Source organism: Nostocoides vanveenii (assembly GCF_039531165.1).
Taxonomy (GTDB): domain Bacteria; phylum Actinomycetota; class Actinomycetes; order Actinomycetales; family Dermatophilaceae; genus Nostocoides_A; species Nostocoides_A vanveenii.
Genome location: NZ_BAAAPN010000094.1, coordinates 1 through 13,309 on the forward strand (window position 1 = coordinate 1; position 13,309 = coordinate 13,309).

Sequence of the window (13,309 nt, forward strand, 5' to 3'; positions counted from 1 at the left end):
CCAGACGTCGCTGCGACGTCATACACGCCATGCTCCGCAACCGCCAGCCCTACCAGCCCCGCACCGCCGCTGCCGCTTGACACCGAACATAGGGACACCCCCCCGACGATCAGCGAGTCGGCTGGAGCAACTCGTCGTCGACGAAGGTCGGGGCGGCGAGTCGATAAGACGCCCACGACAGCGGCACGCCGGTTGCGGCCAGCAGGATCAGCACGAGGGTCCAACCCCCGGTCACCGCGTGTAGCACGCCGACGAGGAAGGGCCCGAGAGCCGCCAGCAGGTAGCCGATCGGCTGCACGAAGCCCGACACCTGCGCTGTCACTGTCGGCTCGCGTGTGCGCGCGGTGATCAGCGCGATTGCGGTGGGGAAGGCGAAGCCGGAGACCGCGAGCAGCGCCGCCCACAGCCAGGGCACGGTGGCCGGGGCGAGGATCAATCCGGCATACCCGGCCATCAGGATCACCCCGAAGGACGCGAAGTCCACCTTCAGGCCCCGGCCGCGCGCGATCACCGCCGGCATGAGCAGCCCGCCGAACAGGCCGATGCCGGAGACCGAAGCCAGGAGCGCCCCGGCATACGTGGCCGACAACCCCGCGTCGCGATAGATCTGCGGGAGCCAGCCGAACTGCACATACGCGTGCATCGACTGCACGCCGAACATCGTCGTCAGCGCCAGCGCGGTCGGCGAGTGTGCCACGCGACCGCCCGGTGCGGCCATCGGACGACGGTGATCGGCCGGCAAATTGTGTTCGCGCACAGCGAGATACGCCCAAGCGGGGACTGCAGACAAGGCCAGCCAGCCCCACAGCCCCAGCGATGGCCGCCAGCCGCCGAGCGACTCGGCCAGCGGGGCCGCGAGTGCCGCCCCGATGCCGCCACCGATCATCAGGCCGGTGCCGTAGATCGTCTGGAGCAGCACCTGCCCCTGCTCGTGCGTCTTGATCCACGCCGGCACCAGGACGTTGCCCAGCGCCATCCCGCCGAGCGCGACGACCGAGAGGGCCAAGAAGACCCAGGCGTTCCCGGTTCCCGCCCGCAGGATCTGCCCGATCGCCACCGCGACCAGCCCAAGCGCGATCCCGGCCGTCGTCCCGATCCGCCGGGCAAGCGTCACCGCGAGCAACCCGATCAGGCCGAAGCAGAGCCCAGGCAGCCCGGTCAAGACCCCGGCCAGACCCGCCGACATCCCCAGGCCCGACCGGATCTCCGACAGCAGCGGTCCGGGAACCGACGCACCCGGCCGCAGGTTGAGCGAGACCAGCACGACCGCCACCAACGGCACGATCAGCCGACGGCTCACCCGGGCGACCCGGTGCTCGCGAGGAAGTGGGCCACCCGCGCGATATACGCCGGCCGGTCCTGGAAATAGCCGCCGCAGTGATCCGCGCCCTCGAAGATGTGCAGCGCCTTCGGCTCGCCCGCGGCCGCGAACAGGCAGTATGCGTGATCCACCGGGATCACGCTGTCGGCCGCCCCGTGCAGCAACAACAGTGGGCGCGGCGCGAGCGCCCCCACGACATCGATCGGCGCGACCTCGCCGAAGCCGTAGCCATAGCGCCAGCGCGTCGCCCGATCGGTCAGCCACAGCAACGGGAAGGGCGGCAACCGGAGTTTGCCGAGGGCATGCGCGACGACGCCCCGCATCTCGGCGAAGGGCGAGTCCAGCACCAGCGCCCGCACCCGCGAATCGCCCGCCGCGACAAGGATGCTGACCGCGGCACCCATCGAGAAGCCGACGAGGACGATCCCGGCGTCGGGGCGGCGGGATGCGGCATACGTGATGGCGGCGCGCAGGTCGTCCTGCTCGTAGTGCGCCAACGATTGCGGCCCGTCCTGCGAATCGCCGTTGCCGCGAAAGTCGAAGAGCAGCACCGTGTTTCCTGCGCGCCAGAGGCCAGGACCGATGCCGAGCATGTCGGACTTGTTGCCGCGGTGGCCGTGGCTGACGATGACCACGCGCTCGCTGTCCGGCCGGTCGAACCACCACCCGGCCAACTGTGTGCCGTCGTCCGCCGCGAAGCTCACCTCGTCGGCCGCGACGCCCACCTCGAAGGGACTGAAGCGATAGTCCGGCCACGGCCGTTGCGGCCCGCTGATCTGCCGGGCCCCGACGAGCGCCCCTGCAACCAACCCTCCGGCCGCAACGGCCAACAGGCTGGCCGCGCCGACCCCCTCGCGGCGACGCAACGGCATACGGTTAGTCCTCGTAGCCCGTCGGGTTCGCCGACTGCCAGCGCCAGGTGTCGGCACACATGTCGTCGATGGACCGCGTTGTCGCCCAACCGAGTTCGCTATTGGCCTTGGTCGGGTCCGCCCACGACCGGGGCTGGTCGCCGGCGCGCCGCGGACCGATCTCATAGGGCACCTCGCGCCCCGACGCCCGCGCGAAGGCCGCCACCATCTCCAGCACGCTGGTGCCCTGGCCGGTCCCGAGATTCCACACAGACACCGGATCGTCGACCTGGGTCAGCCGCGCCAGAGCGGCGAGGTGCCCGGCAGCGAGATCCTCGACGTGGATGTAGTCGCGCTCGCAGGTGCCGTCCGCCGTCGGGTAGTCGTCGCCGAAGACCGTCAGCTTCGCGCGCCGGCCCACCGCCACCTGAGCGATGAAGGGCATCAGGTTGTTGGGGATACCCTGCGGGTCCTCGCCGATCGTGCCGGACGGGTGCGCGCCGACCGGGTTGAAATAGCGCAGGATCGCGATCCGCAGGCTCGGGTCGGCGGCGGCCACGTCGGTGAGGATGTGTTCGCCCATCACCTTGGTGCGGCCATACGGGCTCGACGACTGCAGGGGCGCGTAGTCCTCGCGATAGGGCAGCGGCGCCTCCTCGCCGTAGACGGTCGCCGAGGAGGAGAAGACGAGCTTGCTGACGCCATGGCGCTTCATGGCGTGGAGCAGCGAGAAGGTCGTGCCGAGGTTGTTCTCGTAATACTCCAACGGGATCTGCGCGCTCTCGCCGACCGCCTTGAGCCCGGCGAAGTGGATGACCGCGTCGATCGGTTCGTCGGCGAAGAGCCGCTCGGTCTTGTCGCGATCGGTCAGGTCGAAGGCATGCACGGGCAGGTGCGCGCCGGTCAGCGCCTCCAGCCGCCCGATGACCGCCGGCTTGCTGTTGGCGAAGCTGTCGGCGATCACCACGTCGTGGCCGGCTGCAACGAGTTGGACGACAGTGTGGGAGCCGATATAGCCGGCGCCGCCGGAGACGAGAACACGCATGAGACAACCGTATGCCGATTCCCGCCCGCGGCGGCGCGTCGCCTCCTGCGCCCCTGCGCTTGCGACGGAGGGTCGCCGCGGGACCTTCAGGCGCGGATAACCTCGACGCCGTGGTCGCGGGTGATCGCGTCGGCGTCGGCCTGGGGGAGCCCCGTGTCGGTGACGAGCACATCGATGTCGGAGAGCACGGCATACCGGTGGACGGACTCGCGGCCGAACTTCGAGTGATCGGCCAGCAGCACCCGCAGGCGCGAGGAGCGGATGAGCGCCGCCTTCAGCTCGGCCTCGATCTCGTCCGGTGTGGCCAGCCCGTGCTCGCTGGAGATGGCGTTCGCGCCGAGGAAGGCGACGTCGGCGCGGACGCCCTCGAGAGCCCGCACCGCCCACGCGTCCGCCGTGCCCAGGGTGGCCGCACGCACCCGCCCCCCCAGAATGGTCACCCCGCCGAGGCGCGGGACCAGAGCCAGGGCAATCGGCAGCGAGTTGGTGAAGGCGACCAGGTTGGGAAGCGCGGGCAGCGACTCACCGAATGCGGCTGTTGTCGTGCCCGAATCCACCAGCACCGCACCACTTTCGGGGACGAACTGGAGCGCCGCGTCGGCGATCCGCGTCTTCTCCGGCCCGTATGCCGTGCGCCCACCCACCGGGACCTCGTGCGTCAGCGCTTCCACCGGCACGGCGCCCCCGTGCACCCGCCGCAGCAGACCCAGTCCCTGGAGGTGGACGAGGTCCTTGCGGACGGTCTCGTGGGTCACGCCGAGGGTGTCCGCGAGGGCGTTAGCGCCCACCTGACCCCGGCTGCGCAAGGTGTCGAGAATGATCTGATGGCGGGAGGCCGCGAGCTGGGGATCGCCCCCCATCTGCCGGCTCATGGGCGGATGAGGACCTTGATCTCGCCCCCGGCGGCAGAGGCATCGAAGGCTTCGCGCGCCTGGGTCAGGGGGTACTCCGCCGTGACGAAGTCGGCAGCCTTAACGGCGCCGGCCTGCAGCATCTCGATCGACTTGGCGTAGTCCTCGGGGACATAGGTGGCGCACCCCTGGATGCGAACCTGGTTGTCCTGCACCACGATCGTCGGGATCGTCACATCGGCCGCGGGGACGCCGACGATGGCCACGGTGCCGCCCTTGGTGGCCAACGTGATCGCGGCGCTGATGGTCGGCTGGATGGCGACGCAGTCGAAGACGACGTCGGCGCTCTCGCCGAGCGCCGCCCGCACCTGGTCGACGACATCGGGCGCGGTGGCGTCGACAGCCGCGTCCGCGCCGAGGCGCAGAGCGATCTCGCGCTTGGCGGGCAGGGGGTCGGTCATGACGACGCGGCGGGCGCCGTCATACCGGGCGACCGCGAGCATCAGCAGGCCGATGGTGCCGGAGCCCATGATGACGACGGCCTTGTCCGCGAGCGGACCGGCGATGCGGCCGGCGTGGACCGGCGTCGACAGCGGCTCGATCAGGGATGCGGTCGCGTAGTCGAGGTCGTCGGGGATGATGTGGAGCCGATCGGCCCGCACGACGAATTCGTCGGCCATACCGCCCTGCTCGAAGCCACAGCCGAAGAACTGGAGGTTCTCGCAGAGGTTCTCCTGCCCCTGGCGGCACTGCTTGCACGCCCAGCACGGGAGGGTCGGCTCGACGGTCACGCGCGTGCCGACGGCGACATTGCTGACTCCCTCGCCCACCTCGGTGACGACGCCGGTGACCTCGTGACCGGGGAAGTAGGGCATCGGGATCAGCGGGTGGCGGCCGTGCAGGGCGTGGGTGTCGGATCCACAGACGCCGATGGTGACGCTGCGGGCGCGGACCTGCCCGGCGCCGACCTCGGCGGGCGCCTCGGTGCGCAGTTCGAGGGCGCCGGGGGCGGTGACGATGATGCGGCGGATGTCGGTCATTTCGATGTGCTCCTTCAGGACGTCAGGACGGGAGGGTGGTGACAGTGATCCGGTCGCCACCGCGGGTGCCGGGGCGCGGGTCGACGGTGGTCGGGCAAAGGCAGGCGGACCGCCCCCACGCAAGGGCGCGGGCCATCCGGTCGCTGTGCGTGCCGGGGGCGGCGAGCCAGCCGGCGAGGAAAGCATCCCCGGCGCCGGCGGTGTTGACCGGGACGAGTTCCGGGCCGCTGCCGTGCAAGACGGTCGCGCCCTCGGTGTGCACGGCGCCGGCGCGGCCCATGCTGACCAAGAGTTCGACACCGTGTTGCGCCGCGAGCCGCCGCGCGGCATCGGCAGTGGCGGCGACGGTATCGGTGGCGAGGTCGGCGCCGATCAGCTCGGCCAGTTCGATCTCGTTGGGGGCCAACAGATTTGCGCGGTGCTGCAGGGCAGCCGTGAGCGCGGCGCCTGACACGTCGACTGCCGTCATGACCGTATGCCGTGCCGCCAGGTCGACGAATTCGCCCACCACTTCGGGGTCCATCGCGGGCGGGAGGGAGCCGGCGATGACCAACCAGGATTGCTCGCTGAGGTCGCGTCCCGCGAGGACGGCGTCGACCGCCGCGACCAGACGATCCACGTCGTCGCGATCCAGGGGCTCGCCCGGCCCGTTGACCTTGATCGTGCGGCCGGCCGGCAGCAGCATCGAGGTGTTGATCCGGGTCTCACCCGCGATGGGGACGCCGTGCGTCGGGACGCCATCCGCTGCCAGGAGCTCGGTCAGGTGGCGGCCCGTGGCGCCGCCCATCGGCAACACGGCGGCGGTGGCCGCGCCGGCCGCGTGGAGGTCGCGCGAGACGTTGACCCCCTTGCCGCTGGCCTCCACCGTCATGGTTCTCGCCCGGTGCACGTCGGCGTCCCCGAGCGCGGCCTCGGCAACGACATACGTCAGGTCGAGGCTGGGGTTGAGCGTCAGGGTGACGATCATCGCGAGCCGCCGGCGACGACGCCTGCCAGCCGGGCGGCGACGGCAGCGATCTCGTCGCGTGCGGGGCGGAGGTACGTGCGGGGATCGACGAGCGTCGCGTCGGCGTCGAGGACCTCGCGCACGGCGCCGGTGAAGGCGACATTGAGGATGGTCCCGATATTGATCTTCGTCATGCCGGCGGCGACGGCCGCGCGCAGCGTGTCGTCAGCGACGCCCGAAGACCCATGCAGGACAAGGGGAACGGGGAGCGCCTCGGCCAAGGCCGAGATCAGCGCCAGGTCAAGAGCGGCCGTGCGCTCCACCATCGCGTGCGAACTGCCGACGGCGACAGCGAGTGCGTCGACGCCCGTCGCCGCGACGAACTCGGCGGCCTCAGTGGGGTCGGTGCGGACACCCGGCTCGTGCGCGCCGTCCTTGCCGCCCACCTTGCCTAGCTCGGCCTCGACGAAGAGTCCCTGGGCGTGCCCCCAGTCCGCGGCAGCGCGCGTGGCCGCGACATTCTCGGCATAGTCCAGATGGGAGGCATCGAACATCACGCCGCTCAGGCCGGCCGACGCGCTCTGGTGGAGCAGGGCGACATCTTCGACATGGTCGAGGTGCACCGAGACGTGCACCCCAGCGGCCCGGGCGACCTCGAGGACGCCGGCCGCGATGGGGCGGAGCAGCCCGCCGCGGAACTTCACGGCGTTCTCGCTGATCTGCAGGATGACGTCGGCTCCGGCCTGTTCGGCGCCGGCGACGATGCCCTCGGCGTGCTCGAAGGTGATGACATTGAACGCGGCGACGCCACGGCCGGCGGCGCGGGCGCGGGTGACGAGGTCGGCGGTGGTGGCGAGCGGCATACGGGAAGCCTTTCTTCGGAGGGTCAGGCCGGCGCGGGGGCCGCGTCGAGGTCGGTATAGAGGCCGGCGGCGACGCCGGCGAAGAGGGCGGCGCCACGGCAGCCGGCCTCGGGGACGGTGGCGCGCCGGAAGTCGCCGAAGGCGTCAGTCTTGGCGGCCATGACCGCGCGCGAGTTGGTCCAGCCGCCGGCAACGACTAGGTCGGCGCGGGGGCCGCTCGCCGCGGTGAGGCGGTCGCTGAGCGCGGCGGCTTGGCCGGTCACGGCCCGGGTGGCAGCCCGCCAGACTTCCCCCGGGGTGGCGGCGGGGTTGATCTGCACATCACCCGCGCCGGGGCCGAGGGTGATCGCCGTGGGGACGTCGGCGGCGGCTGCGGCTGCGTCGTCGAGCGCGGCGAGCCCGTCCCGGTCCACGCCCAGCGCATGCTGGACGCGGCCGAGGATGAGGCCGCCCTGGGTAGCGCCGAGGAGGCACCAGCGGCCGGGGGCGGCATGGCGTCCGACGGTGATGCCCGCTGCGGCGAGGTCGGCGACGGTGCTGTCGAGGAGGTTCGGATGGCTGGTCCGCAGGATGGCCTCTGCCGTTCCGGCAGAGTCGAATTCGTCGCCCGGCCGGTGCGCCCCGAGGCCGACCGCGGCGGTTTGGTGGTCGTGGCCGGCGATGGTCAGGACGGCACCGGAAATCGCCGCCAGCGGACCAGCGCCCTGGGCGTGGCCGACGGGGACGCCGGCGTCGACGAGGTCGCCGAGGAGCGAGTCGGGCGCGCCCGACCAGGCCAGCGACTCGGCCCACGGCCGTCCGGTATGCAGGTCCAGCCAGCCGGTGCGAGACGCCAGCGAGAACTCGGTGACCGGGTCGCCGCCGAGCCCGCGAATAATCCACTCGGCGACGTTGTAGCGGCGGGTCGCGCGGGCCGTCTCGGGCAGATGAGCACGCATCCAGCGGTGCTTGGTTGCACTCCATTGGGTCCACAACGGCAATCCCGTGCGGCGCGAGAACTCCTCGCCGCTGAGGGTGGCGATCAGGCCGGCGAGTTCGGCGCTGTCGCGGGTGTCGTGCCAGGCGATGACAGGCGCGAGAGGCACGTCGGCCGAGTCGACCAGCACGCCCGACTCGGCCATGCTCGCGACGCCGATACCGAGGATGCGGGCGCCGGGCGCCTGGGCGAGGGCATCGGCCAAGGCGGCCTGAGCCGCGCCCGTGAGGGTCTCGGCAGTGGTCTCCTCGCCCTGGGCGGTGCGCGACCAGGTGGTCGGAGCGCGCCCCACGGCGACATCGCGGCCGTCCGGGGTCATCAGCAGCACCTTGACCGAGGTGGTCCCGGCATCGATGCCGGCGAGCAGGCCGTCGGGCAACTCATCTCCCAAGTTGTGAATGGTTGGGTTGCATTGGGAATGGTTGTACACGATGGCCTGGTGGGTTGTCAATGAATGAGCGATGGGTCGGTTCAGCCCCGTCGAAAGGCCGGTTCAGCCCCGTCGAGAGGCCGGTTCAGCCCCGTCGAGAGGCCGGTTCAGCCCCGTCGAGAGGCCGGTTCAGCCCCGTCGAGAGGCCGGTCAGGGCTGGTGGGACGCCCGCGCCGAGCGCGCCTGAGTGGGCTCAGTCCGCCGCGCGGCGGGCGCGATAGGCAGCGACGGCATTGCGGTTGCCGCACGTGGTCGAGCAATAGCGGCGCGAGCGGTTGCGGGACAGGTCCAGGACGATGCCGTCGCACTCGTCATCGGCGCAGGTCGTCAGCCGGCTGGTCTCGTCGGCACGGATCACGTCGATCATTGCCATCGCGGTCTCGACGAGCATCCGATGGGCAAGGGGGGCGAAGTCGTCGACGGCGTGGAGATGCCAGTCGATGGCGTCGTGGCGCACCAGGCGCGGGACGGATGAGTAGCGGCCGAGTGTCGAGTTGATCAAGGCGACGGTCGTCTCCGGATCCCCAAGAAGGAGGTCGCGCAACTCCCCGCGGATGGCTCGCACCTGGTGCAGTTCGGCGTCGCTGCGATCGTGTCGGCCGGTGTAGCCATAGCGATCGAAGATGCCGTCCAGGTCGTCGATGCTGGTCAGCGAGTCGGGCGCGGCAGCGCTGTTCACCAGCTCCACGGCGGATCTCAAACAGAGGTCCGTGTCATTGGCAAAAACCATGTTGACACCTTACGCGAAGCACTCTTACAGTCATGAGTCATGTCGTCCGTGACCCATGACGCGACCTATCCCAGTGCCACCGGCGGTGTCGTCGGGGCGGGCGCGATGGTGGCGCGGCAGGGGCCCGGTGCAGGGGTCGGGCTCCTGCTGGCCCTCGGCTCCGCCGTGGGGTTCAGCCTCTCGGGCCCCCTTGCGCGGGGCCTGCTCGACGCGGGCTGGAATCCTGCTGGAGTCGTCCTCGTCCGGATGGCGCTCGCCGCGAGCGTGCTCCTGCCCTTCGGCATCCGTGCCCTGCGCGGCGACTTCTCGGTGCTGCGCCGCACGTGGCGGGTGATCACGCTCTATGGCGTGCTGGCGGTGGCCGGTGCCCAGTTCTGCTATTTCTCGGCCGTTGCTCACATGGCCGTCGGCCCGGCACTCCTCATCGAATACACCGCGCCGGCAGCAGTCGTCGTCTGGCTGTGGCTTCGCCATGGCCAGCGTCCGGGCCTGATCACCCTCGCTGGCGCAGGCGTGGCCGCGCTGGGTCTGGTGCTCGTCCTCGACCTCCTCTCCGGCGGCAATCACGTCAGCATCGTCGGGGCCCTATGGTCCCTCGGCGCGATGGTCGGTGCAGCGACCTACTTCATCATCTCGGCGGACACCGACAACGGCTTGCCGCCCTTGGCCCTGGCCGCCGGCGGCCTGGTCGTGGGCTCCGCTGTCTTGGCCTTGCTCGTCGTCACCGGGCTGCTCCCTGCCGCCGCAAGCACCGCGACGACGACGTATGCCGGCCACACCGTCGTCTGGTGGGTCCCGCTCGCGGCGCTCGGCATCGTGACGGCGGCTGCGGCATACGTGCTGGGAATCGTGGGCACGCGCATCCTCGGCTCGCGACTGGCCTCCTTTGTCGCCTTGTCCGAAGTCGTCTCGGCCGTGCTCTTCGCGTGGCTGCTGCTCGGCGAGCTGCCCCGGCCGGTGCAGCTCGTGGGCGGCGCGCTCATCCTGCTCGGGGTCATCGGCGTCAAGCTCGGCGAGCGGCGCATCGAGGTCGGCCCGGACGCACGTCTCGACATCCCCTGACGGCTCGCCCCGGATCAGTTCTTGTGAAGCGATCCGAGTTGACGGACCGACGCCGGCGCCGTCACGGCACCGGCGATCAGTAGGGGGGCCACGAAGGTCCAGAGTTTCATGGACAGTGGGCCGCCCAACCGGACCTTCGAGCTGAGTGACAGGTTGATGAGGGAGAGGACCAACGCCGCGCCGGACCATCCCACCACCATCGCCCTGGTCTGGGCACTGCCACGGTTGGCATGCGATCGGCACGCGAACGCGAAGGTCGCCATCCCGAGGCAGATGACGAGTGCGAGAGCCGAGGCGGCCGATCTGTTGTAGCCCGTGAGCAGGCCGGCCAGCCTGGCCAAGGCAAGATAGCCAAAGGTCAGGCCTCCGAAAGTGACCATCCCTCTGGCCGGAAGCAGCCACCAATTCGCGCCGATCAGTGGAGGGTGCATGCGTGAGAGCACGGACGCATCGCTGAGGGCCACCAGGCCCATGGCCAGGGTGGCGAAGAACAGGCCCGCGGGCGACGACCCCGCGCGCATCAGACCGACCAGCAGAGCGATGCCCAACAGGATGCCGGCCGCCCAGTCCGCAGAACTGCGTTTCGCAGTCCGAATCATGAACCAACCGGGCAGCCCGATCCCATACACGGCAAAGAGCACGATGGTGGCGATCACATAGGCGTCCGCGCCGCGCCCGTAATCGACGATCGCCTGGATCACTGAGTACGCCGCCCGGAGCGCGGTCACACCGAGCAGCCCCAGGCCGATGCGCAGCCACCACTCGGCCCGATGCGTCGAATCGGGCAAGGTCGATTGGAGGATGAGGAGCACGCCGCAGGCCGCAAGGGCCAGCCCTGCGCCCGCCAGGTCGTCCTCGGTGAGTTCACGGATGGTGGTGAAAAGCACCAGCAAGGCCATTGGAGCGGCGGGAAACAGCAGCAGACCGCGCGATGGGCGAGACTGCGTGCTGGTGAGCCGACCCAGATGGTTGAGAACCGGCATTGCCAGCGCGGCCAGCGTCACGAGCACGCTCACCGGCCAGCCCGCCGTGTGCACGATCGACCACGACTGGAAGAACGAGCCCAGGAGTAGAAGGACACCGCAGCCCTCGCGCAAGAGCACGGTGTTCACTGCTCGCTTCGAGGCTTCCGGTGCTGAATTCTGCTGCGCGTATGAGGTCGCCCCAATCTCCCCCCGCCCATCCGCAGTTGGCACAGGCTGAGGTGCGGTGGGGCCGGCATTGGGCAAACCCGACCTGGCCTCCGTGATACCCGCCGGGCCGGCCTGCCTCGACGGCGAGAGGTTGGACATCGCCCCCGAGCCGCGTGTGTTGTCGCCGGCCGCGATGGCGGATGCCGGTGCCGGCGGTGGCGCGGCGGGAGCGTCGGGCCGGAGCGACCCGCAGCGCGGGCAGAACCGCTCGTTCTTCGCGAATCCGTGTCCGCACGTGCAAGCGCTCATTGCGTCATCCTCGCTATTGGTGGCGTCATGCCAAGGCGATCCGGATCAGGGTCATGTCGTCATTGACCAGCTGGCCCTGCTGGCGAGCTGCGGTCACCGCTTCGGTCACCTCGGGAGCGGAGCCGGAGAACAGGAGCGGCCAGATCGGCATACCGGACTCGTGGGCGCGCAGCGCCCACCTGGCGAGTTCGTCGGTGAGGGCCAGCCAGCGGTCCCCGGGTGCGGCGTGTCCGTGGGCGAAACGCAGAGTCGGCAAGGCCGTGCGCGAGGTCAGCGTGCTGGCGACCAGGGCCGGAGTCGAGGTGAAGGCCTCGCCGCTCTCGATGGGGAAGCCGGCAACGAGCACATACCCATCACCGCGCGGTCGCAGGTGGATGAGCACCGAATCGCCGACGGCCACGGCCCGCCATGCCGGAGCGGACACTCCCGCGTGGAACTCGACCGCCACCAGGGTGGCGAAGGCGCCGCGTCCGGCTGCCTCCACGTCCCACCAGCCGGCGTCACCCGAGCGTGCTCGCTGGAAGGTGTGGGCCTGGGACAGCAGCCACTCAGCGATGGCTTCAGGATCCACGGCGACACCACTCTCGACGAAGCCCGCGCAGAGAGTGCGTGCCCACTCCCCGGATCGGTAGGCCGAACTCGCGCCGTCGCTCACTGCGACCCGGCCGCGGTCGGGCGACACCGCAAAGGCGTCCTCGTTCTCTGCGTCGGTGTTGCCGGCTTTGGGCAGCGAGAGTGCCGAGGTCGTGATCGGCTGGCCGGCCAGTGCGCGATGGGCCCTATGTCCCGCGCGCACCGACGTCACCTCGGCCATGTCGGCCATGTCGGCACCGCTGGGCTGGGCCGGCAATGCTGCTGGGGCGGGGGATGCCTGCGCAACCGGCACCGTGGGCCTGGCGTCCACCGGCCCGCTGGTTGCCGGCCGAACAGGCCGGTTCGTTGGGCGACGACCCGCAGCTTGTTGGGGGCGGGAGAGCAAGGTGAGGGCGGATCCGACGAGCGACATGCCCAGGAGCACCGACCAGAATGCGCGCAGGTCGTCGTTCAGCAGGACAAGGGCAGCAAAGGTCGCCGCCCAAAGCGCTGCCATACCCACGACTACCGCTGGGGCGGGGGTTGGAGACCGGTTCACCATGCTGCTCTCCCGACACTGGTTCCGACATTCAAGAAGAGGGCGAGCGTGCGCAGGTCGGCGTTGTAGGCGAATCCGCGTGAGCCCGGCACGACGTCGAGCCCTTGCCCGCGGGCGGTATGCACCATGTCCGACGGGAGGGGTGAGGACATCTCGAGGAGGCGATGCGCGAGCCGGTCGGGCAGGGCAGTCCTGTCGGTGGGGAAGACGATCGGTCGAGTTGACCGATGGCGGCGCACTCGCGCTCGAAGGTCTCGAAGGGCATCGATCCGTCGGTCGAGCGGAAGATCTTGACGGCAACGGTGCGATTGAGCGCCACTTGGCGGCATTTGTAGACGACACCGAAGCCGCCCTGCCCCAGCAGGTCGGCGTCGTCATACCCGGGGATTCCGATGTCAGTCATGGCACAGGCAGGTGTACGCGGCCCGCGCCTGGAGCGGCAAGCCCACAAATTCGAGGACACAGGCGCCTGGCCTGACTCGTGCTAGCGGGGCACGTCATTGAGCTATCGAAACGGGCTCATCACAATCGGGGGTGTAGGGCTGGCCTGAAGCCGCCGGTCTCGAGCAGGCTGCGGGCGATGTAGTTGGTGAGGTTGCGGAACCCGAGGGCGGAGCCTC

The 13,309-nt window shown here is 70.3% G+C and carries 13 protein-coding genes; 1 reads left to right on the forward strand and 12 read right to left on the reverse strand.

The features are described from left to right. Positions 1 to 109: 109 nt before the first annotated feature. The 9 genes from ABD209_RS16150 to ABD209_RS16190 all read right to left on the reverse strand — a co-directional run bounded on the left by ABD209_RS16150 (position 110) and on the right by ABD209_RS16190 (position 9,023). Positions 110 to 1,300, reverse strand: a complete 1,191-nt coding sequence (locus ABD209_RS16150) for an MFS transporter (protein ID WP_344068058.1) — start codon at positions 1,298 to 1,300, stop codon at positions 110 to 112. Next, complete coding sequence (locus ABD209_RS16155) at positions 1,297 to 2,193, reverse strand: alpha/beta hydrolase (RefSeq protein ID WP_344068061.1); 897 nt, start codon at positions 2,191 to 2,193, stop codon at positions 1,297 to 1,299. The genes ABD209_RS16150 and ABD209_RS16155 overlap by 4 nt, the downstream gene beginning before the upstream one ends. 4 nt (positions 2,194 to 2,197) lie before the next feature. Continuing rightward, positions 2,198 to 3,217, reverse strand: coding sequence for a UDP-glucose 4-epimerase GalE (gene galE, locus ABD209_RS16160; protein ID WP_344068063.1), 1,020 nt, complete (start codon positions 3,215 to 3,217; stop codon positions 2,198 to 2,200). A gap of 86 nt (positions 3,218 to 3,303) precedes the next feature. Further along, positions 3,304 to 4,089, reverse strand: coding sequence for a DeoR/GlpR family DNA-binding transcription regulator (locus ABD209_RS16165; protein ID WP_344068066.1), 786 nt, complete (start codon positions 4,087 to 4,089; stop codon positions 3,304 to 3,306). Continuing rightward, complete coding sequence (locus ABD209_RS16170) at positions 4,086 to 5,108, reverse strand: zinc-dependent alcohol dehydrogenase (protein WP_344068068.1); 1,023 nt, start codon at positions 5,106 to 5,108, stop codon at positions 4,086 to 4,088. Before ABD209_RS16170 ends, ABD209_RS16165 begins: the two co-directional genes overlap by 4 nt. A 22-nt stretch (positions 5,109 to 5,130) precedes the next feature. After that, entirely contained in the window at positions 5,131 to 6,075 is a 945-nt protein-coding gene (locus ABD209_RS16175) for a 1-phosphofructokinase family hexose kinase (RefSeq protein WP_344068071.1), read from the reverse strand. Continuing rightward, on the reverse strand, positions 6,072 to 6,917 hold the full coding sequence (locus ABD209_RS16180; protein WP_344068073.1) for a class II fructose-bisphosphate aldolase: 846 nt from the start codon (positions 6,915 to 6,917) through the stop codon (positions 6,072 to 6,074). The genes ABD209_RS16175 and ABD209_RS16180 overlap by 4 nt, the downstream gene beginning before the upstream one ends. Positions 6,918 to 6,940: 23 nt before the next feature. Next, complete coding sequence (locus ABD209_RS16185; protein ID WP_344068076.1) at positions 6,941 to 8,284, reverse strand: FGGY-family carbohydrate kinase; 1,344 nt, start codon at positions 8,282 to 8,284, stop codon at positions 6,941 to 6,943. A 232-nt stretch (positions 8,285 to 8,516) separates the two neighbouring features. After that, positions 8,517 to 9,023, reverse strand: a complete 507-nt coding sequence (locus ABD209_RS16190) for a CGNR zinc finger domain-containing protein (RefSeq protein WP_344068079.1) — start codon at positions 9,021 to 9,023, stop codon at positions 8,517 to 8,519. Positions 9,024 to 9,092: 69 nt separating this feature from the next. On the opposite strand from ABD209_RS16190, the gene ABD209_RS16195 reads away from it, so the two are divergent. Next, positions 9,093 to 10,115 (forward strand): EamA family transporter, encoded by a 1,023-nt coding sequence (locus ABD209_RS16195; protein ID WP_344068083.1) that lies wholly within the window; start codon positions 9,093 to 9,095, stop codon positions 10,113 to 10,115. A gap of 14 nt (positions 10,116 to 10,129) precedes the next feature. Here ABD209_RS16195 and ABD209_RS16200 read toward each other — a convergent pair whose 3' ends face one another. From ABD209_RS16200 to ABD209_RS16210, 3 genes are all read right to left on the reverse strand, one after another. Further along, a complete protein-coding gene (locus ABD209_RS16200; protein ID WP_344068086.1) occupies positions 10,130 to 11,227 on the reverse strand; it encodes a DUF7937 domain-containing protein in 1,098 nt (365 codons plus the stop codon). 355 nt (positions 11,228 to 11,582) lie between these two features. Then, positions 11,583 to 12,647: a PP2C family serine/threonine-protein phosphatase gene (locus ABD209_RS16205; protein WP_344068089.1), complete on the reverse strand. Its 1,065-nt coding sequence runs from the start codon at positions 12,645 to 12,647 to the stop codon at positions 11,583 to 11,585. 73 nt (positions 12,648 to 12,720) lie between these two features. Next, on the reverse strand, positions 12,721 to 13,092 hold the full coding sequence (locus ABD209_RS16210) for a hypothetical protein (protein WP_344068092.1): 372 nt from the start codon (positions 13,090 to 13,092) through the stop codon (positions 12,721 to 12,723). Positions 13,093 to 13,309 lie beyond the last annotated feature (217 nt).